Origin of the sequence: Prevotella rectalis (assembly GCF_900607215.1) — a bacterium.
Lineage (GTDB): Bacteria > Bacteroidota > Bacteroidia > Bacteroidales > Bacteroidaceae > Prevotella > Prevotella brunnea.
Window position 1 is genome coordinate 382,723 of record NZ_LR027820.1, and the last position, 21,732, is coordinate 404,454.

The 21,732-nt window shown below is 39.5% G+C and carries 18 protein-coding genes, 3 tRNA genes and 1 pseudogene; 10 read left to right on the forward strand and 12 right to left on the reverse strand.

Annotated features, from left to right (window positions below; all coding sequences use genetic code 11):
• Window positions 1-29 precede the first annotated feature (29 nt).
• On the reverse strand, window positions 30-686 hold the full coding sequence (queC, locus tag E0E16_RS02430) for a 7-cyano-7-deazaguanine synthase QueC (RefSeq protein ID WP_130828675.1): 657 nt from the start codon (window positions 684-686) through the stop codon (window positions 30-32).
• Between the two features lie 116 nt (window positions 687-802).
• On the opposite strand from queC, the gene E0E16_RS02435 reads away from it, so the two are divergent.
• The 3 genes from E0E16_RS02435 to E0E16_RS02445 all read left to right on the forward strand — a co-directional run bounded on the left by E0E16_RS02435 (window position 803) and on the right by E0E16_RS02445 (window position 2,722).
• Complete coding sequence (locus tag E0E16_RS02435) at window positions 803-2,053, forward strand: phosphoglycerate kinase (RefSeq protein ID WP_130828676.1); 1,251 nt, start codon at window positions 803-805, stop codon at window positions 2,051-2,053.
• Window positions 2,054-2,555: 502 nt separating this feature from the next.
• Window positions 2,556-2,642 (forward strand) — tRNA-Ser (locus tag E0E16_RS02440).
• An 8-nt stretch (window positions 2,643-2,650) separates the two neighbouring features.
• Window positions 2,651-2,722 (forward strand) — tRNA-Glu (locus E0E16_RS02445).
• Window positions 2,723-2,798: 76 nt separating this feature from the next.
• On the opposite strand, the gene E0E16_RS02450 is transcribed toward E0E16_RS02445, so the two are convergent.
• Window positions 2,799-3,782: an ISAon1 family transposase gene (locus E0E16_RS02450; protein ID WP_439650603.1), complete on the reverse strand. Its 984-nt coding sequence runs from the start codon at window positions 3,780-3,782 to the stop codon at window positions 2,799-2,801.
• Window position 3,783: 1 nt separating this feature from the next.
• Entirely contained in the window at window positions 3,784-4,128 is a 345-nt protein-coding gene (locus tag E0E16_RS02460) for an ISAon1 family transposase N-terminal region protein (RefSeq protein WP_130828679.1), read from the reverse strand.
• Window positions 4,129-4,396: 268 nt separating this feature from the next.
• Here E0E16_RS02460 and fabD point away from each other — a divergent pair, with 268 nt between their 5' ends.
• The 5 genes from fabD to E0E16_RS02480 all read left to right on the forward strand — a co-directional run bounded on the left by fabD (window position 4,397) and on the right by E0E16_RS02480 (window position 9,380).
• Window positions 4,397-5,284, forward strand: a complete 888-nt coding sequence (gene fabD / locus E0E16_RS02465) for an ACP S-malonyltransferase (protein WP_130828680.1) — start codon at window positions 4,397-4,399, stop codon at window positions 5,282-5,284.
• 149 nt (window positions 5,285-5,433) lie between these two features.
• On the forward strand, window positions 5,434-7,116 hold the full coding sequence (locus tag E0E16_RS02470) for an alpha-amylase family protein (protein WP_130828681.1): 1,683 nt from the start codon (window positions 5,434-5,436) through the stop codon (window positions 7,114-7,116).
• A 4-nt stretch (window positions 7,117-7,120) separates the two neighbouring features.
• Window positions 7,121-7,597, forward strand: coding sequence for an alanyl-tRNA editing protein (locus tag E0E16_RS02475; protein ID WP_130828682.1), 477 nt, complete (start codon window positions 7,121-7,123; stop codon window positions 7,595-7,597).
• Window positions 7,594-7,734, forward strand: a complete 141-nt coding sequence (locus E0E16_RS13445; RefSeq protein WP_165444184.1) for a hypothetical protein — start codon at window positions 7,594-7,596, stop codon at window positions 7,732-7,734. Before E0E16_RS02475 ends, E0E16_RS13445 begins: the two co-directional genes overlap by 4 nt.
• A gap of 296 nt (window positions 7,735-8,030) precedes the next feature.
• Window positions 8,031-9,380 (forward strand): MATE family efflux transporter, encoded by a 1,350-nt coding sequence (locus E0E16_RS02480; RefSeq protein ID WP_130828683.1) that lies wholly within the window; start codon window positions 8,031-8,033, stop codon window positions 9,378-9,380.
• A 138-nt stretch (window positions 9,381-9,518) separates the two neighbouring features.
• Here the strand turns inward: E0E16_RS02480 and E0E16_RS02485 are convergent, their stop codons facing one another.
• A complete protein-coding gene (locus tag E0E16_RS02485; RefSeq protein ID WP_130828684.1) occupies window positions 9,519-10,115 on the reverse strand; it encodes an OmpH/Skp family outer membrane protein in 597 nt (198 codons plus the stop codon).
• A 332-nt stretch (window positions 10,116-10,447) separates the two neighbouring features.
• Between E0E16_RS02485 and E0E16_RS02495 the strand changes: the two genes are divergently transcribed.
• Window positions 10,448-11,899 (forward strand): aminoacyl-histidine dipeptidase, encoded by a 1,452-nt coding sequence (locus E0E16_RS02495; protein ID WP_130828686.1) that lies wholly within the window; start codon window positions 10,448-10,450, stop codon window positions 11,897-11,899.
• A 274-nt stretch (window positions 11,900-12,173) separates the two neighbouring features.
• Here the strand turns inward: E0E16_RS02495 and E0E16_RS02500 are convergent, their stop codons facing one another.
• From E0E16_RS02500 to E0E16_RS02515, 4 genes are all read right to left on the reverse strand, one after another.
• Window positions 12,174-13,061: a hypothetical protein gene (locus tag E0E16_RS02500; RefSeq protein ID WP_130828687.1), complete on the reverse strand. Its 888-nt coding sequence runs from the start codon at window positions 13,059-13,061 to the stop codon at window positions 12,174-12,176.
• 733 nt (window positions 13,062-13,794) lie between these two features.
• Window positions 13,795-14,202: a rhodanese-like domain-containing protein gene (locus E0E16_RS02505; RefSeq protein ID WP_240048092.1), complete on the reverse strand. Its 408-nt coding sequence runs from the start codon at window positions 14,200-14,202 to the stop codon at window positions 13,795-13,797.
• A gap of 24 nt (window positions 14,203-14,226) precedes the next feature.
• Window positions 14,227-14,520 (reverse strand): nitrous oxide-stimulated promoter family protein, encoded by a 294-nt coding sequence (locus E0E16_RS02510; RefSeq protein ID WP_130828688.1) that lies wholly within the window; start codon window positions 14,518-14,520, stop codon window positions 14,227-14,229.
• A 650-nt stretch (window positions 14,521-15,170) separates the two neighbouring features.
• Complete coding sequence (locus E0E16_RS02515; protein WP_130828689.1) at window positions 15,171-15,866, reverse strand: RNA methyltransferase; 696 nt, start codon at window positions 15,864-15,866, stop codon at window positions 15,171-15,173.
• 84 nt (window positions 15,867-15,950) lie between these two features.
• Here E0E16_RS02515 and tamL point away from each other — a divergent pair, with 84 nt between their 5' ends.
• Window positions 15,951-18,218 (forward strand): translocation and assembly module lipoprotein TamL, encoded by a 2,268-nt coding sequence (gene tamL, locus E0E16_RS02520; RefSeq protein ID WP_130829719.1) that lies wholly within the window; start codon window positions 15,951-15,953, stop codon window positions 18,216-18,218.
• A 253-nt stretch (window positions 18,219-18,471) separates the two neighbouring features.
• On the opposite strand, the gene arsB is transcribed toward tamL, so the two are convergent.
• From arsB to E0E16_RS13450, 4 genes and pseudogenes are all read right to left on the reverse strand, one after another.
• A complete protein-coding gene (arsB, locus tag E0E16_RS02525; protein ID WP_130828690.1) occupies window positions 18,472-19,524 on the reverse strand; it encodes an ACR3 family arsenite efflux transporter in 1,053 nt (350 codons plus the stop codon).
• Window positions 19,525-19,536: 12 nt separating this feature from the next.
• The gene (locus E0E16_RS02530; protein ID WP_130828691.1) at window positions 19,537-19,965 is read right to left on the reverse strand and encodes an arsenate reductase ArsC; all 429 of its coding nucleotides are present in this window, start codon (window positions 19,963-19,965) and stop codon (window positions 19,537-19,539) included.
• Between the two features lie 4 nt (window positions 19,966-19,969).
• Window positions 19,970-20,899: pseudogene (locus tag E0E16_RS02535) on the reverse strand (ArsA-related P-loop ATPase); the annotation flags it as partial.
• A gap of 97 nt (window positions 20,900-20,996) precedes the next feature.
• Window positions 20,997-21,067, reverse strand: a tRNA-Cys gene (locus E0E16_RS13450).
• Between the last annotated feature and the right edge of the window lie 665 nt (window positions 21,068-21,732).

The following is a 21,732-nucleotide window of genomic DNA, read 5'->3' on the forward strand; positions in this document are numbered from 1 at the left end:
AACATACACAGAGCTATACAGGGAAAATCTTATGTCTTTTCATAAGTCGTCGGATCTTTTACACCTGCGGCAAGGAAAGCTTCATGACGCTCTATGCACGTGCCACATGTGCCACAATGTTGTTCCCCACCTTTATAGCAGCTCCAAGTCATAGAATAATCCACACCTAATTTTATTCCCTTGCGAACAATATCAGCTTTTGTCAGCAAAGTATAGGGTGCTTCAATCCGAATGTTGTTGAAAGTGCCGGCGGAACCGGCAGCTCTTATGGCAGCGATGAACTCCGGTCTGCAATCAGGATAAATCGTATGGTCGCCTCCGTGGTTGGCAATGTAGATGCGTCGCATTTTTCTACTTTCGGCAATACCTATGGCGATGGAAAGCATGATACCGTTACGAAAAGGGACAACAGTAGATTTCATGTTCTCCTCATCATAGTGCCCATTCGGAATCTTGTCCGCACCTTCCATCAAAGAACTTGTGAAGTACTGTTGCATGAAATTGAGGGGAATGACAATATGAGGAATTCCTAACTTTTCGCAATGATATTTTGCCAAAGGCAACTCTTTGCATGCGTGATTTTGCCCATAATCAAAAGAAATTCCAAGTGATATTTCTTCTTGCTTCTCATAAAGTAAAGTAACGGAGTCAAGTCCGCCACTAATAATGATAATAGAATCTTTCATTGAAGTGTATTTTCTGCAAAAATACAAAAAAGATTGTATTTGATTTCATAAATCAATTAAATATGCTTATTTTTGCGGTAAAGATGTATTCAATTCTAACTACAAAACATAATCAGATGAAAATTAATGATTTTAACTTCGCAGGACTGAAAGCTATCGTTCGCGTTGATTTTAATGTGCCATTGGATGAAAATGGCAACGTAACTGATGATACTCGAATCCGTGGAGCTTTGCCAACATTGAAGAAGGTGTTGGCTGATGGCGGTTCCCTGATAATGATGAGTCACATGGGAAAACCGAAAGGTAAAGTAAAACCGGAGCTTTCATTGCGACAGATTGTAAAAAATGTGAGCAATGTCCTTGGGGTAGAAGTAAAATTCGCAAAGGATGCCGCGAATGCTGATGCAGAAGTAGCAGCCTTAAAAGCCGGAGAGGCATTGTTGTTGGAAAACTTGCGCTACCATGCAGAGGAAGAAGGCAAGCCCGTCGGTATAGAAAAAGGTACACCGGAATATGACAAAGCCGCAGCGGAAATGAAAGTCAGACAAGCTGATTTTGCGAAAAAACTGGCATCTTATGCGGATGTATATGTTAATGATGCTTTTGGAACCGCACACCGAAAACACGCCTCTACTGCTGTTATAGCCGACTCTTTTGACGCAAATCACAAAATGTTGGGCTTCTTGATGGAAAAGGAAGTTACGGCCATCAACAATGTTTTGAAAAATGCACAGCACCCATTTACCGCGATAATAGGAGGCTCCAAGGTTAGTTCCAAACTTGGTGTTATCAAAAACTTATTGGACAAAGTAGATAACCTTATTATTGGTGGCGGTATGGGCTACACTTTTATTAAGGCTCAAGGAGGAAAAATTGGGAACTCTCTTCATGAGGATGATTTAATGGGAGAAGCTCTGAATGTTATTGCCGCTGCCAAGGAAAAAGGCGTTAATCTTTCGCTGTCCGTAGCTACCTTGTGCGGAAAGGACTTTTCTAATGATACCGAGCGCAAGGTATTCCCAATAAACCAAATCCCGGACGAGTGGGAGGGAATGGACGCTTCGGAAGAAAGTTTGGCAATCTGGAAGAAAATCATCCTTGACTCAAAAACAATTCTTTGGAATGGTCCGGTAGGTGTGTTTGAGTTGGAGAATTTTGCTCACGGTACCGGTGAAATTGCAAAATATGTAGCTGAGGCTACAAAGAAAAACGGTGCATTCTCACTGATTGGTGGTGGCGACTCGGTTGCCGCGGTCAACAAGTTTGGACTGGCAGGGGAAGTTTCCTATGTTTCCACCGGTGGCGGTGCCATGCTTGAAGCTATTGAAGGCAAAGTGTTGCCGGGAGTGGCTGCCATAGAGAAATAACCTGTTATATATAATTAAAGAGGGCGTATCATAACTCGTCTTTATGATACACCCTCTTATAAATTATCACTCGTATAAATCCCTGTTTATGCAACCCTTTTGGTCAGAGGGCATCAGGTTCACCCATTTTGAAGATAAGAAAGGAACATCCCTCGGTGGAAGCCATGTTGCAGCCTTTGAGTTTACAATAGCCGAGTATCTGTTCCGAAGGTCATTGGAGTTGTCACATATAGCGGGTGATGTGGTTCTTTATTTCTTCTGTAAAGCGCGGTTCTTGCGAAGACGCTCTTATGGACACTTGCAAGCATCTGCGCATGAGAGTAACTATACGTTTCATGTTTATTGCGATTGCGCTTAAATTCCCGACTTACGACAGATTTGTTTAGAGTACTATTGTTTTGTTTGTGAAATAATGCGACAAAAATTTGCACGTTTAGAAATTATATAGTATCTTTGCACCGCATTTATAAAATGCTTGGCTTCTCGGTTCTAACTTATTTCCGGAAGGATGGGTGAGTGGCTGAAACCAGCAGTTTGCTAAACTGCCGTGCGCGTTAGCGTACCGGGGGTTCGAATCCCCCTCCTTCCGCTTTTATTGGTCGGTTCATCTAACGGTTAGGATACAAGATTCTCAATCTTGGCATACGAGTTCGATTCTCGTACCGACTACTTGAGGTGTGATTAAAGTATTTGATTATAGGTAATAGCGGGTCAGTCGTAAAACCCAGTTGCATCCCCCTCCCTCTCATGCACATAATTTTATAAGCCTGTAAAGGAAGAAAGGAATATCCGTTACTCCCCTGAACTGTGCCCTGAAGGCTTTGACTTTTGCGTTGAAGGATTCAGCATTGGCATTTGTGACTCTATTGACAAAGAAATTGAGTATGGTATCATAATGGTTCTTAAAGGTGTCAATCACCGTATAGAAGTTGTCCACCCCCAACTTCTCTACCTCGTTAAACCACTTAGCCAGTTTCAGCCTTGCCGCGTCCTTGATGCTTTCGGCATTATAAATATCGGTAAGTTCCATGGCCAGGTCATAGGCTTTTTTGAGTTCTGGGTAGTTTTCAAAGATTATTTCCACCCTTAGCCTTTGCGATTCCGTCCACTTGGACTTGTGTTTAGTCAGTATAAACTTCGCTCTGGCAAGCAGTTGCTTGCGTGTGTCACCGTTGCTGTATCTGAATGGTTTGTAGGTTTCATTCTTGGCTTTGGCTTCCTTCATCTCCTCATTTTCTCTGTCCCTTGCCATCCACCGGTAGGCTATGCGCATGTCGTCCAAAGCGTCATAGTAAAGTTTCTGCACATGAAACCTGTCACTGGTGATGAGTGCCTTGGGGAACACCGTGCGCGCAATGATCATCATAGAGGAAGACAAGTCGAGCGTTATCTCCTTGACAGTCTTTCTTTTGGAAAGGTCAATCTTTTCCAGAACACGGATCACATCTTCGGCTTTTGTTCCCCTGACCACAGCTACCAGCGTACCCCTGCCACCTTTGCCGGCCTTGTTGGTCAGAAACGTATAGACCTCACCGCTGCTCAGACAAGTCTCATCGATACTCAGGCTCTCTCCCAGGTTCTCATCAAACAGCAGCCAGTCTCCCGCATGCGACAACTGCTCCCACTGGCGATAATCACTGAAATGCTCCTTGTATTGTGTGGAAAGCTGCTTACCGTCTACGCCATAATGAGAGCCGATACCTGTAATGCTCTCCGCAGTAGACTCAATTCTATTCTTTTAAAAAAGAAACGAACTCAGGGGATAGTTTGCTGCCCTCAGCCGTCAAGTCATCGTAAGAATAACTGAATATCTCACCCGTGGAACTGTCATGCCATTTTCGACGGCGGACATGAAGGTAAACGGGCTTGCCACGAAGGGGAAAGTCATGGACAACCCGTTCGGCGGTAAAGCCGTAACAGCTTACTTTGCCGGCCTTGCGGTCTGCCTCTTCCATAAAGTTACGCTCATCCAACCAGAAGTCTATCCGGGAAATGCTCTCTTGGATATCTATCACATCAAAATAATCTGCAAGTATCTCTGGAAAGATACAACGCAACAATTGCTCGGTCTTCATGATGCAAAGATAACAAATACTTATGAAATTATGTGCATGAGAGGGAGGGGATGCAACTGGGTTTTACGACTGACCCAAAACAACCGCTTTAGTAACTATAATTTGGCGTTAGGGAAATAAACGATACCTTATGTTATATGTTCTTCATGTTGTTAATGATGTGAAAGCTTTTGCTTTAAAATGTATGAAATAGTCTTACTTTAGGTTGTATCTCGTGATTTTTCTCTATCTTTGCAATCTATAAAATAATTTTAAAAGTTTATATAGTATGAAAGCATTTGTTTTTCCAGGTCAAGGTGCTCAATTTGTTGGTATGGGTAAAGAACTCTATGACTCTTCTCCATTGGCAAAGAAACTTTTTGATGAAGCTGACAAAATACTCGGCTTTAAAATTACAGATATTATGTTTGCAGGAACCGATGAACAGTTGAAAGAAACTAAAGTTACTCAACCGGCAGTATTCCTCCATAGTGTCGTTTCAGTTCTTTGCCTGGGAGAGAAGTTTAAGCCGGATATGACAGCTGGTCATTCTCTTGGCGAGTTTTCTGCCCTTGTAGCTTCCGGAGCTTTAAGTTTTGAAGATGGTTTAAAGTTGGTTTCGGCTCGTGCGAATGCGATGCAGAAAGCATGTGAAAAGAATCCCGGCACAATGGCTGCGATTATTGGGTTGTCTGATGAAAAAGTAGTAGAAATTTGCAAGCAGGTCAGTGATAACGGAAGCCTTTGTGTAGCTGCAAATTATAACTGTCCGGGTCAGTTGGTGATTTCTGGTATAAAAGAGGGTATAGAAAGTGCTTGTGATAAGTTGAAAGCTGCAGGTGCGAAACGCGCTTTGCCTTTGAAGGTAGGTGGTGCTTTCCATTCTCCCTTGATGCAACCTGCAAAAGATGAACTACAGGAAGCTATAGAGACAACACATTTTATGATACCAAAATGTCCTGTTTATCAGAATGTGGACGCGAAAGCGCATACTGATGCTGCTGAAATTAAAGCCAATCTTATCGCACAACTAACATCAAGTGTTCGCTGGACTGAAAGTATTCTAAATATGATAGCATCAGGTGCTGATGAGTTTATTGAGTGTGGACCCGGGAAAGCTTTGCAAGGTATGATAGGGCGTATCAACAGGGAAGTTGTTGCTCATGGTTTGGTGTAGATCGTATATCTTTTTCGTTTGAAGGAAACGATAAAGGCGTATAAAGTGTTATTCAAATGTTTCCTCTAAACGATAATATCCTAATAATTCTAAGAGGAAGATTTAAATAACACTTTTGTCCCCTTTTTGCCACTTTGGATAATTATAATATGAAGCAAGAGAAACTAATAATTTATCAGGTTCTGACCCGAACATTCGGTAATAAAAATCAAACCCGGAAAAAAAATGGAAGTCTGCACGACAATGGGGTGGGGAAGATGAATGATTTCAGTTATAAGGTTCTACGGCAAATTGCAAATCTTGGTGCAAATAGTATTTGGTTTACCGGCATATTACGTCATGCAACCACAACCAATTATGCGTCTTATGGTATCCCACTTCAAACACCAATCATTGTCAAGGGAAAGGCTGGCTCGCCCTATGCTATAACTGATTACTACGACATCGATCCAGACATATCTGTGAATGTTCCTCGCAGAATGCAAGAGTTTGAGGCTTTAATTCATAGATGCCATCATATAGGTTTGAAGATAATAATAGATTTTGTCCCTAATCATGTCGCTCGTGAATACAAAAGTATTGCGAAACCGGATGAGGTGAAGGATTTGGGCGAATCCGATGATAAAAGTAAACATTTTGATGCTCAAAATAACTTCTATTATTGTCCGAATGAGCACTTAGACTTGTCTGCTGTTACCAATGATTGTGATTTTTTGTGCACGCCTTATGAAGAATATCCGGCCAAGTGTACCGGCAATGATAAATTTGATGCGTATCCACAACGGAATGATTGGTATGAAACAGTTAAGCTTAATTATGGTGTGGATTATTGTGATTTAGGAGGGAGGAGTTCCCACTTCTCTCCCATACCATCTACTTGGCTAAAGATGACAGATGTCTTGCTTTTTTGGGCTGGAAAAGGAATTAATGGTTTTCGATGTGATATGGCAGAGATGGTACCAAAAGAGTTTTGGTCCTATACCATCAAAAGAGTAAAAGAGCGTTATCCCGACATTCTATTTATAGGCGAAGTGTATAATCCTTCCTTGTATCGAAGTTATCTACATACCGGCTTTGACTTTCTTTATGATAAAGTGGGTATGTATGATTGTCTTCGTGAAGTAATCTGTAACAGACTTCCTGCATCATCTATAACTCAAGTATGGCAGAACACGGATGATATTCGGGATCACATGCTTTACTTTCTTGAAAATCATGATGAACAGCGTGTCGCATCCAACTTTTTTAGTGGGAATGCTCTAAAAGGTATCCCTGGCATGATAGTTTCGGCTTTGTTGCGTACTAATCCATTCATGATATATGCTGGACAGGAATTTGGCGAGCGAGGCATGGATGAAGAGGGCTTCTCCGGATTAGACGGTCGCTCCACGATATTCGATTATTGGTGTGTTGATGGTGTATATAATGGCTATTTTTCACGTAAAAACCTTACCCCCCGGCAGCTTTATCTGGAAACTATGTACAAAAAAATATTGAATATCTGTAATGTTGAGAAAGCTGTTCGCGAGGGTAAGACCTTTGATTTGATGTATGCGAATTTGGATAATCATAATTTTAATGATAAAAAACTCTTTGCGTTTCTTCGGAAATCCGTTGACGAAACCTTATTTGTTTTGGCGAATTTTGACAATGAAGCACACCAATCTGACATAATCATCCCTACTCACGCTTTTGACTATCTTGAACTGAAAGAAGGAAATGTAAACATGACAGATCTTTTATCAGGAGAAAAGCTCAAAGTTAGACTTTCTAAAGATGGCTTTTGCAAGATTCAGGTTGATGCATTGTCAGGAAGAATTTATAAATTTTAAGAATATGTTTTTAAGCGATTATCAATTTAATTCTCATTGCAAAGAGGATTTTCCACCTGCACATACATGCGAACATCTTCTCAATCAGCTGATGATAAGAATGTTTGGTACTACGAGAAGCCACAATTCTCACATTGAACGCAAGAAAAGTATGATGTCTTTCGTGCTTGAAACGAAACCCGGACGAAAGGAAGAGAAAGTAATTGAACAAGAGATGAATAGGCTCATAGATTTGGACATGCCCGTAATTTGCGAAATGGTGAATACATCTTCAATGGCAGAAAAGTTTCCTATTGAAAATAACTCTTTAAATGCTTCTGAGAAGATACGTGTAGTGAAAATTGGCGACTATGATGTGTGTCCTTGCATTGGCAAGCATGTACGTTCGACTCGACAGATAGGACGGTTTGAATTGTTAGGTACAAATTGGGACGAATATTCAAAGACGTACAAGTTACGTTTTAAAGTCATACCATCATGAACTTCAATCAAAACAATGACGATACACGTAAGGCGGAGTTGATTAGAATGATTGAGCACTCGGTGGAAAATTTAACCATTGATGAACTCGAAGCTCTTTATTATGACCTTGTAGCGAAAGATTACATTAGATATTGAAAAGAGCGCGGTTACAGCCTCTCGCCGTCCCCACGCCTTAAAGTTAAACTTAAACCACAAAGAGTCATTCCGAACAATCTCCTTACCAGACTAATACTTCTTTCGTTCTTAATTTACTTTACCAAACTATTTAAACACTATTATGATTGAATGACATTGCAAAGATAATAAAAAAAGCACTACTATTAATATAATAAATACGCCTTTTATTGCATATTCTACGGAAATGTTATATTATGACGTGTAAAATAAATAATTATATATAAATTATGCATTATGCCTATTGAATTATAAGTATGACTCTGAAGGTGAAAGAAATATTGAATTTGGCATTGCCATCTATTGTCAGTAATATAACAGTTCCATTATTAGGTCTTGTCGATTTATATATTGTTGGACATATTGGTAATGAAACTTATATCAGTGCCATTGCCGTGGGATCTATGATTTTTAATATTATCTATTGGGTTCTTGGCTTTTTGAGAATGGGTACAAGTGGGATGACTTCTCAGGCGTATGGAAAGAAGTCGTGGGATGATACATTGCGAGTACTTTTACGTGCATTGACAATAGGTTTTTGCATGGGTGTCTTGTTTATTCTATTCCAAAGGTTCATAGAATGGAGTATGGTACTTCTTATGGGCACACCGATTAGTTCTGTTTCATTAGTGAGTATTTATTTTCGTATTACAATATGGGGGGCACCTGCAATGTTGGGGTTGTATGGTCTTACCGGATGGTTTATAGGAATGCAGAACACAAAAGTCCCAATGATAATAGCCATTGTCCAAAATATTACGAACATTCTTGCATCTTTGTTTTTCGTCTTTGTGTTGGATTGGCAGATAAAAGGTGTTGCAGCTGGTACAATGATTGCCCAGTGGACAGGTTTCTTAATGGGGCTTTATATATTGCGTAAGAGTTTGTACCGAAAAAGTATTTTTAATTCCAAACGGAACGAATATTTCTCATTACGTTTTATACGCTCTACTTTGTCTTATTGTGGCGCATGGAAACATTTCTTTACTGTAAACAGAGATATCTTTTTGCGAACCCTTTGCCTTGTAGCTGTTAATATGTTCTTTACGAGTGCTGGAGGTAGGCAAGGAGCAATGATACTTGCTGTGAATACTCTGTTAATGACTCTTTTCACTTTATTTTCCTATGTGATGGATGGGTTTGCTTATGCAGGCGAGGCTTTAAGTGGTAAATATTATGGCGCGAAAGATAAAGAAGGATTTTCAAACATGTTACGACAGTTGTTTTGTTTCGGAATGGGTATGGTTGTTTTCTTTACTGCCGTGTATGTTTTAGGAGGTTTACGATTTCTTCGTTTTCTAACCGATGATGCGGCTGTAATCATTGCATCAAAGCCCTATTTGCCATGGGCATGTCTGATTCCCATTGCCGGTGTTTCCGCCTTTATATATGATGGAATTTTCATTGGAATGACGGAAACGAAAGGTATGTTAATCTCCTCTTTAGTTGCGATGTTGTGTTTCTTTGGATTTTACTTTCTTACAACATCTCTCATGGGCAATCATGCACTATGGATAGCTTTCTTGATATTTCTCTCATTTAGAGGCATCCTTCAGTATTTTTGGGCTGATTTGTATCTATTTAAACGGTTCGAAACCGATAAATGATTTAACCAATTCACATCTTTCACGGTAAGCATCCAATATTGGATGCTTACGATACACCGGAAATTAATTTTCGAATTAGTAAAGAAAACGCCATCCACGAACTTCGAGGATGGCGAATATATTGATTTCAATCAATAGTTATTTTTTCATTCCTTTATATGCCTTGTTTAAGCCTTTAACAACATCGTTTGTGATATTGTATGTCTTATCTGCATAAAGGATATTGTCTCCACTTTTGGCAAGAATCATAGAATACTTCTTGTCTTTGTTATACTCCACGAGGAAGTGGTGAACACTATCTGAGAGTGCCTTGTTGTATTTAGCAACCTCATTTTGGTATTCGCTCCCCAATCGCTGTTGCAAAACGTCGGCATCCTGAGCTTGTTTTTGAATACTCGCCTGAATTTGTTCAGCCTGTGCCTGAGTATATTTGTTTGAGCGAATATCTTGTTGGAAGTTCGCAGCTGCTTTCTGGATGGACTGCTGCTTATTGGCGAGTGTTTTCTGAATATTAGCCTCCTTGGCTTTCATTATTTTGGTTACTTCTTTCCAATACGTATATTGACTCATGATGGAATCAATTTCCACATAAGCAACTTTTTGTTCATTTTGAATGGAAGCAGCGGATTCTGTCTTTGTAGATGCTTTTGTGTCATTCGATTGTGGCTTATTATTACATGACATTATTCCAAATGTCGTTACTGCAATTGCCATGGCACTTAAAAATTTCTTCATAGGTGTATATCTTTTTTTTTGTTATTATTTTCTTTTCTCATAAAAAAATATTAGTAATGTCAGCATGCACGATTGAGTGCTCTTGCCTCTTTGTCTTGGTCTAACACGCAGTGAATACCTTGATTTCTTAAGGCTTTGTTATCGTGAATATGCTGGGATTTGAATTGCCCTCCTTTTTTAAAAAGGATTCTTATGCTCAACAATACTATCGCAATTGCAATTATTAACATACTCAATAATAATGTCTCAACCATTTTATATATCTTTGCAATAAATATTTTCGGCAAAGGTAACATAAATCGCGAAGATATCAAAACAAAAACCTATTAAAAATGACAAACAAAGAATTAAAACCTGCTCAAGTTTTCGAGCAATTCGCAAAGATTAACGCAATTCCCCGTCCCTCAAAGCATGAGGAAAGAATGATTGAATATTTGGTGGAATTCGGTAAAAGTCGCAACCTTGAAACAAAGGTAGATAAAACCGGCAATGTGCTTATCTGCAAACCGGCAACCAAGGGAATGGAAAATGTTCCCACCGTAATCCTTCAGAGCCACATGGATATGGTCTGCGATAAGTTGGTAGATGTCGATTTCGATTTTTACAATGACCCGATTAAAACTAAAGTTGAAGGCGAATGGCTAACAGCCGAAGGGACAACACTTGGTGCTGACGATGGAATTGGTTGTGCTTACGAATTGGCTATCTTGGATTCAGATGACATTGAACATGGTCCCATCGAATGTCTTTTCACCGTGGATGAAGAAACAGGGCTTACGGGAGCTTTCGGACTTGAAGCAGGATTTTTGTCGGGCAAGTATCTTATCAATCTTGACTCAGAAGACGAAGGTCAGCTTTTTGTCAGCTGTGCCGGAGGCATTACCACGGCAGCTACATTCTCCTTCGAGAGAGAGGACGCGCCAATGGACTATTTCTTCATGGAAGCAAGCCTGAAGGGTCTTATCGGCGGACATTCCGGAGATGATATCAACAAGCAACGCGCCAATGCCATTAAGATTTTGTCGCGTTTCCTCTATATGGAGCAAGAGAAAATGGACTTGCGATTGGCTCAATGGAACTCAGGAAAGATGCACAATGCCATTCCTCGTGACGGAAAAGTTATTTTCGCGGTTCCAACCAACAAGAAAGAAGAGGTAAAGGCTGATTGGAACATCTTCACAAACGATGTTCAAGACGAATATCACGTGTCTGATCCCAACATGGTTTGGAATATGGAAAGTGCTGACACCCAAAAAGTAATGGAAAAGAAAGTAAGTCGAAATCTCATCTCCGCCATTCAAGCGATGATAAATGGTCCTATTGCCAATTGTCAGGACGAGATTATTTCCTATCTCGTTGAAACCTCAAGCAATATTGCCAGCGTTCAGAGTGAAGACAACAAAGTAGAAGTGGTAGCCTCGCAGCGATCAAGCGTAATGAGCAACCTAAAGAACATTGCTAACAGCATAAAGGCATGCTTTGAACTTGCCGGTGCTAAGGTTGAACAAGGTGACGGATATCCGGCATGGAAAATGAACCCTGACTCAAGGCTTGTAGAGGTTGCAGTCGAAGAATACAAAAAGCTTTTTGGCAAAGAACCGAAAGTACTCGGCATACACGCAGGATTGGAATGTGGTCTTTTCTCTGAAAAATATCCGGATTTAGACATGGTTAGCTTCGGTCCGACACTGCGCTTCGTTCACACTCCGGAAGAACGCTTACATATACCATCGGCTCAGATGGTGTGGGATCATTTGCTTGCAGTATTGAAAAACATCAAGTAACCCATTAGCTGAATAAGATTTAGACATCGCTCGCTTCATGCAAAAAACTTGAAGCGAGCGTTTTTCAATAGTGCCATAAATAAATTCAGGCGTAATGGACATTTGGTAGGCTGAAAAGCTCCAAATGTCCATTATTTATTACCCTTGTACCATTTGAAAGCCTATGAATAAAAACACGTGTCTTCTGTAGCAGTTCAAATGCTAAAACGTATCATATAATAAGATTCAGTTGCTCATATGGGACATATTCTTATCAGCTTATCCGAATTGGCATTTATCTATGTCCACCAAATGTGGAGCGATTGTTATTACCACCTACTGAACGTGTACCACCTCCAAAACTCCTATTTTGTGTTCCAAAAGAACGATTTCCTCTTGAAGGCGAAAATGAGCGACTTGGTGCCTGTCTGAAATTACCGTTTCCAACACTTCGACTGCCACCGAATCTTCCACTTTCGGGTGAATTGAATCCGAAATTTCCCGTTCCTTGGTTCACAGTCGTGCGTGTGGAACTTCTTCTCGGTGCGTTTATATTGCCAAAGTTGCGACTTCCTCCAAAGTTCCTATTTTGTTGATTGCCAAACGAACGTCTTCTGTTGTCTTGTGGATTTTGCGATAGTGTGTTGAAACCATCTCGATAATCTCCTCTTTGAAATCTATCTCGCATACCAAATGAGTTGCCATTACCTCTCGAACCATAAAGATTACGTCCGTTATACCAACTACGTCCGCCATTCATTCTCCAGCTGTGTCCGCCACGATAGACGGCGTAAAATCTCGGCATGCCGAAATAAAAATAGTTGCGCTGGGGATAGCGTGCGTAAATTCCGAAGTGCCAGTATCCGGCATCCCACCACAGCGGTCTGTAAAAATAGGCAGCACTGGTATAAGTTCGGAATTGCCAATCCAATAAGATATAACTTAAATCCAAATTGCGTTGAGCCCAATATGCTCCAAAAAGATCGTCTGCCGAGGTGATACTCATCAGATAATCTAAATTAATTTCGTATGCGGCTTCATATTGCTCTTCCGTAAGATTGAGTTCGTATGCCATCTTATCAGTCAAGAATAATGCTTGATTGCGTGCCTGCTCATAGCTCATTGCATCTGCTGAGACAGATATTGTGAATACTGCGACGAGTGTAAATAAAAACTTCTTCATAGTGATGTTTCCTTTCTTGTTTAATCAATTTTGTGCATAAAGCACTATGATGTTACAATGCAAAAGAACAAATAAAAGATGGGCAATTAAAGGGATTTTCCCTAAATGGGAAAGGAAATTCCCTAAATTCGCGAATTGATTATCCAAACTGAATATAATACATCTTATATTGATTTATATCCCTTGTCTCAATTTTATTGTCATCATCATTTTTTTCTAATAAATCACTTGACAAAGTGCTACAAATATTAATTCATCTGATGGGTATCAATAGTGTACTAAATATTTTTCGACAACTCACGAAGCATCGCATAAATCATAAGACTTGACGTGTTTTCTCTCTCATCATACATGGCGTATATCTCCAATTCACATTCAGGTGGTGTATGGCAGACGCTTGACAGCGAACATTCTACCTGTCCGACATCATGAAATTATATTACAAAAACCATATTGGGAACACACTTTGTAATCTGTTGATAATCAGGATGATATTAATTGCGATTTAAAAGCTTGGCTTTTGTATTCCAATTCATGACCTTTTGCAGTGCAAAAGGTAAGTTTTTGGAAAGTGAAAGCTAAGCTTTGGGTGGATGAATGAAGAATATTTAGGACATTATTGGACCGGTATCTGTTTTGTCAAGTGATTTGCGAGAGTGCTAAAATGGATAGTTGACTGAAAAGAATGGGGTTTCTATCATAAGTTGCACTCAAGTTCTCAGCAAATATGGTGTTATTTCGCTATGCGCTTGTCTTTTTCCTCCCAAGCCATAAATCCTCCCAATAAGTTGGTTGTTTTATATCCTTCTTTATTAAGTATGGAGCATGCTTTGGCTGATCGTTTTCCGGAACGACAATACACTGCTACCATATGCTTTTTGTTAAGCTGTTTTTTACTTATGGTTTCAAATGTTGAATTTAATACATCTATGTTAATAGCACCCGGAATATGCCCTTCTGTGTATTCTTCAGGTGTTCTCACATCCACCAATTGCACTTTTTTCTTGGCAATGATCGCCTCAAACTCGTTTACGTTTACATTTTCGGTCTTTACTTGCATGGATGAGCCACAAGATGAGAGTCCGATTAAGGCAAGTAATGCCGTCAGGACTTTTCCCATGATAAAATTTTGTTTCAACATGATAAAATTTTTGTTTCAAATGATTTATTTGTTCATTAGATGTTTTATTGCTTTCACCGGATGATAGAAGAACATTCTTGGACCTGCCCATCTCATGATTTTTCTTATTTCTTCACGTTTTTCTTTAGCATAACAATGTGATGAGCAATTCTTGCAAGCAGGTTTCTTTTCTCCCCAACGGCAATGTTCCAATCGTTTATCACAATAATCAGCCAACTCTTTCAGTTCTCCGGTCAGTTCTTTACAGCCTTTTTTATGTGTTGCGTAAAGTTTTATTATCTCACGCACGGTCTGTTTCTGTCTTTCTATTTTTGTCATCTGCTACCTTTTCCTACGTTGTTCGGAAATTATACATTTCTCACTCTGTAATGGCAGTATCCTTCTCATTGTTTTCAACATTTTCTTTTGCCATCATTCTGCCAAATAAGAACGCTATCGCGAATGATTTCCAAGTATGGATGCAGAGGATAATAACGCTTGTGACGAAAGTTGTTAGATATAGCAAGATGGTAAAAAAGGTTGTTTGCGAATTTTCATCTCCTTGAATTATTGAGTTTTGATTGGCTATATAGCAATACAACAATATGAACAGGGGTGTGGCAATAATCATATAGATTGTTAGCGATATGGTGCTCGCCAATAGAGAAAAAGAAAGGTATCCGGGAAAACTTCTTGAGATTAACGATAGTCTTTCTTTAAGCATCGGGACATTCTTTATAAATCTCAAGGATTTATAATTGAAAGCGCTAAAAAGAAATACTGTCAGGAGCAATGCCGGTTGCCAAAAATACCATACGCTCTCAAGCAGTAGGATGATGGTTATAGACATTGCAAGAGCGGTTGTGAGTAAATGCCATATAGTGTATCTGCACAAACTCATGAAATTTTTATTCCATAGATTATGTCCGGCTGATATACAACTCGAAATACTTCTGTTTTTTACTAAATTTTCAATTACCATCGTATTTTTATCTCCTTCTAAATTCAGCGCAAGTGATCGCCGTTGCAATTGCCACATTAAGCGATTCCGCTTTGCATTCCTGTTTTGAGAAATTTGGAATGAGTAATTTCTTGTTTATTTTGTTTCTTATCTCTTTTGAAATTCCTTTCCCCTCATTCCCCATAATAATAATCCCATTTGGTGTAAGCTCCTCATTGTAAATGTCATTTCCATCAAGTACCGTTCCGTAGATGGGGTAATGGGGTGGGAGAGAGTCTATAAATTCATTCAAGTCAAGGTAATGAACTTCAACTCTCGCAATACTCCCCATCGTGGCTTGAATCACTTTCGGATTCCAGCAGTCCACTGTTCCTAATGAACAAAATATGTGTTTAATTCCGAACCAGTCAGCAATCCTAATGATGGTTCCAAAATTTCCCGGGTCTTGGACGTCATCTATACCTATTGCCAATTCTTTTTCGGGGGAGAAACTGCGAATGTTTCCAGACTTTAGTTTGAAGATTCCCATCTTATTTTGCGGATGTTGCAAAAAAGATATTTTTTTTATATCCTCAAATTCATCAAAGATCTCTACGGCTTCAAATCCGGAAGCCAATAAGTCATTGACGACTTTCGGACCTTCCGCCACAAATAGTTGCGCTTTTTCTCTTCCTTTCTTATATTCTAATGATCGGATAAGTTTTATTTTATTATTGGAAATCATATGGCAAATTTACAAAAAACTCTTTATCCAAGCTACATATACCTTAACTTTTTAGTATATTTGCGCAAAAATAAGAAAATAGAGATGCATCGTTCAAAACCATTGACTTTTTTCATTCCGATTTTATTTATCGCTTTATTTTTGTTGAATTCCTGTTCAGCTGATAAGTTTGTTGGTGAAGGAGACTATTTGTTGGACAAAGTGGAGATAAAATCCAATAAAAAGAATTTTGATGCTTTACAGTTTGAACAGTATGTCAGACAGAAAGCTAATTCAAGATGGTTCTCGCTCTTTAAAATACCTTTGGGAATTTATGCCTTATCCGGGCAAGATACTACAAAGTGGATTAATAAAACTCTGCGAAAAATGGGAGAGGAACCCGTAGTGTATGATACCTTAGAGACTCGATTGTCGGCGGAAGATTTAAAAACCGCGTTGAATAACATGGGATATATGAAGGCAAAGGTGGAATTGCAGACCAAAGTGAAAGGGAAAAAGTTGACAGCTATTTACATTCTGCATCCCGGCAATCCTTATATGATTAATAGCTTTGTTTATGATATTCAAGATTCTATAGTGGAAAAGGTACTAAATCCGCACTTAAACACAAAATTGAGTAATCGGACGCCACGTCAGTTCACAGTTTCCGCTTTGGATAATGAAAGGAAAAGATTGACCAAAATATTGAATGATTCTGGATATTATCGTTTTAATAAGGATTTTATCTATTATACTGCCGATTCCGTGCAAGGTTCTAAATTTGTTGATATCACCTTACATCTGACAAAATATAAAGCAAGTAGTACAGAAGAATTATCGCTGCACCCCAGATATCGTATCGGTAAAGTGAACATACTCCCGGGCGATTCCACCGGATTACAACTTAGGAATAGTATCATCACGGATAACAATCTTATCGAGACCGGTAAATTTTATTCTGCAAGCGATTTGCAAAAGACGTATAATAATTTTGCACGTTTGAGTGCCATAAGATATACGAATATAGAGTTTAGAGAGCACCAGGATATTGAGAAAATCATCTTAGGTAGGACTTTAGGAGGTAAGCCTTCTCACATTCATTATTTAGATGCCAATATTCACCTATCGAACAACAAGCCACACTCAATATCTTTTCGTCCTGAAGGTACCAATACAGCTGGAAACTTTGGAGCTGCCGCTACGCTAACTTATCAGAATAGAAACCTATTTAAAGGTAGCGAACTTTTTAGTTTGGAATTACGAACGGCATTCGAAGCTATTTCAGGATTAGAAGGATACGATAATCATAATTACGAAGAATACAGCGTGTTGTCTCGTCTGAAATTTCCACGTTTTCTCTCACCTTTTTCAACAAGAGAGTTTCGACGAAGAAGCAATGCCACATCCGAAGTATCGATTAGTTGGGACTTACAAAACAGACCAGAATTTCACAGACGTGTATTCTCGGCTTCATGGAAGTATCATTGGGCAGAACCAACGAAGTTCTTGAATTTTGAATTTGATGTCCTTGATTTAAGCCATGTCTATATGCCTTGGATTAGTGCGACCTTTAAGAAAGATTACTTGGATGATGTAAATAACAGAAATGCTATATTACGCTATAACTATGAAGATTTATTTATCATGAAGATGGGTTTTTCTGTTGTTTATAATAATAACAATAATGCCATTCGAATGCAAATCGAATCAGCGGGAAACGTTCTAAACGGAGCTTCAAGTTTATTTCATCTCAAGGAAGATTCACAAGGACAATATAAACTATTTAATACCGCATACGCTCAATACGCAAAGTTTGATATTGATTATACTAAACTTCTTCTTTTTGATCCTAAAAATTCTCTTATTCTTCATGGTAGCATAGGTATCGCATGGCCTTATGGCAATAGCAAAGTGCTACCTTTTGAAAAACGTTATATCGCGGGAGGTCCAAACTCTGTGCGAGGATGGAGTGTTCGCGAACTTGGACCTGGAAGGTTTAGGAGAACGGACGGAAGAATCGACTTTATAAATCAAACGGGAGACCTTAAACTCGACTTGAACATGGAATACCGTACGCACCTGCTTTGGAAATTTGAGGGGGCTGCATTTATAGATGCCGGAAATATTTGGACGTTAAGAAATTATACGGAGCAACCGGGTGGGCAGTTTAAGTTAAGCAAATTCTATAAACAAATCGCCATGTCGTACGGCTTGGGAGTGCGTTTGAATTTCGATTATTTTATTCTTCGCTTCGATGCGGGCATGAAAGCCATTAATCCGGCTTATGAAACCACGAAAGAACATTATCCGATAATTCATCCAAACTTTGCACGCGATTTTACTCTTCATTTTGCGGTGGGATTGCCATTCTAACGTTTTGTTTCCAATTCGTATTCAGACGGTGGTAAACAGATTCTTGATACCGGACATGCGACCTGATTATCACTGTGAAATTACATGACAAAAACAGCATCAAAAGTACTCAAGAAAAAAAATACGGTTGTCTTAATGCCGAAAAATGTATCTTTATTCTGACTTTTGTAAAAGGCAGAATGTCGAAAACGTTAGGAAAAAACATTTCCGGCACCAAGCCTTTTTACGATAAAGTTAGATTAGGATTTTTGCCCTATTGGGATTTTGTAGTCGGAAACCAGCTTCGTGTGTTATTGGCAATCCTTACTAACATCAACATCACCGGAACTTCGACCAGCACGCCCACCACCGTAGCCACTGCAGCCCCGGATTGTAAACCAAAAAGAGAAATAGCCACAGCAACCGCCAATTCAAAGAAATTACTTGCCCCAATCATTCCGGCAGGTGCGGCAACATCATGGGGTAATTTCCACCATTTCGCCCAACCGTAAGCAACGAAGAATATCAGAACTGTTTGCAACACAAGCGGAACTGCAATCAATAAGATATGCAGAGGATTGTTCAGTATCGTTTCTCCTTGAAATGAAAACAGGATAATAAGCGTTAATAACAACCCGCCTACCGTATAATTATCAAATTTCTTAATAAATACGTTATTGAAATACTCCACACCTTTGCGGCGGATAACCATTATTCGGGTAATGATCCCGGCAGCAAGTGGTATCACAACAAACAGCCCTACGGATAACAACAGAGTGTCCCACGGGATTGATACGCCGCCAACTCCCAGCAAGAAAGCAACGATAGGGGCAAACGCTACCAATATGATTAAATCGTTCACAGCCACTTGTACCAGTGTATAAGCGGCATCCCCTTTAGTAAGGTAACTCCACACGAACACCATAGCTGTACAAGGTGCAGCCCCCAATAGTACCGCCCCAGCTAAATATTCTTCGGCTAATCCGGCAGGTATAAAGGCTTTGAAAACTACATAGAAGAACAAATAGGCTATTCCGAACATGGTAAATGGCTTTATCAGCCAATTTGTAACGCAAGTGACTATTATTCCTTTCGGACGCTTGCCGACATTCTTAACACTTTGAAAATCCACTTTTAGCATCATCGGATAAATCATTAACCAAATCAGGATTGCCACAGGTATAGACACGTTGGCATATTCAAATTTGCTTAATGTTTGCGGAACTGCTGGAAGCCATTGTCCCACGGCAATTCCAATAATGATGCACAAGGCAACCCAGATAGTCAGGTATTTTTCAAAAAATCCAATTCCTTGTTTCTTTTCCATAATAACAAATATTTAGCTTAATTGTGGTTTTAATTCGTCCAGGTAGAAATCATAGAAACGGGCTTTTATTTCATCCCGTACCCGATGAAATTCACTGTTTATAAACTCTGGCGTTCCGATTGCTTCCGAGGGGTCGTCAAATCCTATATGCAGTCTCTTCCCGACTTTACCAGTAAACACTGGGCAGCTTTCATTTGCCCCACCGCAGACCGTAATCACATAATCCCATTCCTGCCCTATATATAGGTTTACACTTTTAGGGATATTATGGGCTAAATCTATACCTATTTCTTCCATAACCTTTACCGCCATCGGATTAACCTTTTCAGCAGGTTTTGTTCCTGCTGAGAAGACATCCAGTTTATTGTCAAATGATTGTAGAAAGCCATGTGCCATTTGGCTGCGGCAGCTATTCCCTGTGCAAAGAATTAAAATCTTCATGTTTTTAGTTATTTTTCCAAGCTATTAGGGCAGCATTTCCCTTTGACAATTCTTCTACTTTCTTAATCCAAACCAATTCATTTTGCGCCTTTGCTCGCAAGAAAGAATTTTCAGTGTCAGTTAATGACAAGCAAGCATTCACGATCCACCATTTATTATTAATCCTGGCACGTTGTAAATCCATTTGCAAACGTTCGGCTTCAAATACGGGTGTTGCTTCGGGTAGGGTCACAATAACGACTTCTGTTTCCTGCGGGCTTCTCAAACGCGGTAACAGCTTTCTTACGGAAGCGGGAGTGTCGCCATGTGTACGTTGAACTTCTTTATGGTAACTTTCCGTTGCATCCAGCAACAACAAAGTGTGTCCAGTAGGTGCGGTGTCAATTACTACGACTTCATTTTCTGCCTTATCGACAATTTCAGCAAAAGCCCTAAATACTGCAATTTCCTGCGTACACGGTGAACGTAAATCTTCCTCTATATATTCCATATCATCGGCTGTCATTGTTTCCGCTGCCTTGCTGCGAACCTCGTTTTTATAGGCTTCCAACACTTCCGCTTCGTCAATACGGCTTACCGTAATGCCAGCCTGAACAGCAAGGTTATAATTCAGATGGTTTGCGGGGTCAGTGGTGGTAAGATGTACCTTTGCACCAAGTTTTGTTAATTTCAGGGCTATTTCAGTGGCTAAAGTGGTTTTTCCCACGCCGCCTTTTCCCATAGTAAAAACAACCCTTTTTCCTGATTGATAGAGGTCGTTTACCAGTTCATCCATCCCTATGGCATCGGTAATCCGCTGATAGCTCGCATCATTTGTTAAATTATCACTGTAAAGCATCCGGCAGATATTCGCAATATTAGATAAATTGTATGACCGTAAAGGGACATAATAAGACGGATATTCCAGCAACTCCGCAGGAATCTGTTTCAGGGCATTTTACGACTGACCCCTTATAGACCCAATTTTAACTATCTGAAATTATAAAAATATCAGGAGGGATACCCATCCTGATATTTTACTATACAATAAGAGGTGCCTAGCAGAATCGAACTGCTCTACACGGTTTTGCAGACCGTTACCTAACCGACCGGCCCAGGCACCATGATATTCCATCTGAAATGCGGATGCAAATTTAGCAATAATATTTCATACTGCCAAATTTTCATTAAAGAAAAATCAAAAGTTTCAATAATTTTAGGTCTTACAAGTATTCAAGGAGTGGATTCCAACTTTTAATGAACCAAAGGGATTATCCAATACCATTTGTTGGTTGTAAATCGAGTTCTTGAGGGGTGGCTTGATCGTAAAAATTCGATCCGACCAGTACCGCGAAATTATATTACAAAAACTACGCCCGAAGCACGTCTCATAACTTGTTGAAAATCAGTATGATATTAATTATTTTGTAAAAGCTTATCTTTTGCACTCCAATTCCTTACCTTTTGCATTGTAAAAGGTAAGCTTTTGAAACGTGAAAGGTAAGCTTTGGATAGATGAATGAAGAATAATCTGTCTTTTCCTGAATTCACTTGTCAGATCTGACGATGTATTTCTGTTTTACTTGTCAAATATTTTCTTATTTACTGAATGACTTGACATTAACATTATATAGTTTAAATTTGAAGTCAGTGCACTTGCATAAAAGAAGATGGACAACACCTAAGTTCCGTCATATTTTCGGCAAGGTCTTAGGGGGCTCGATGCCCCCTGGGACCTTTGGTGAAGATGGCATAAGACCGTCGTTCGCCATATTTTCGGCGTTCCAA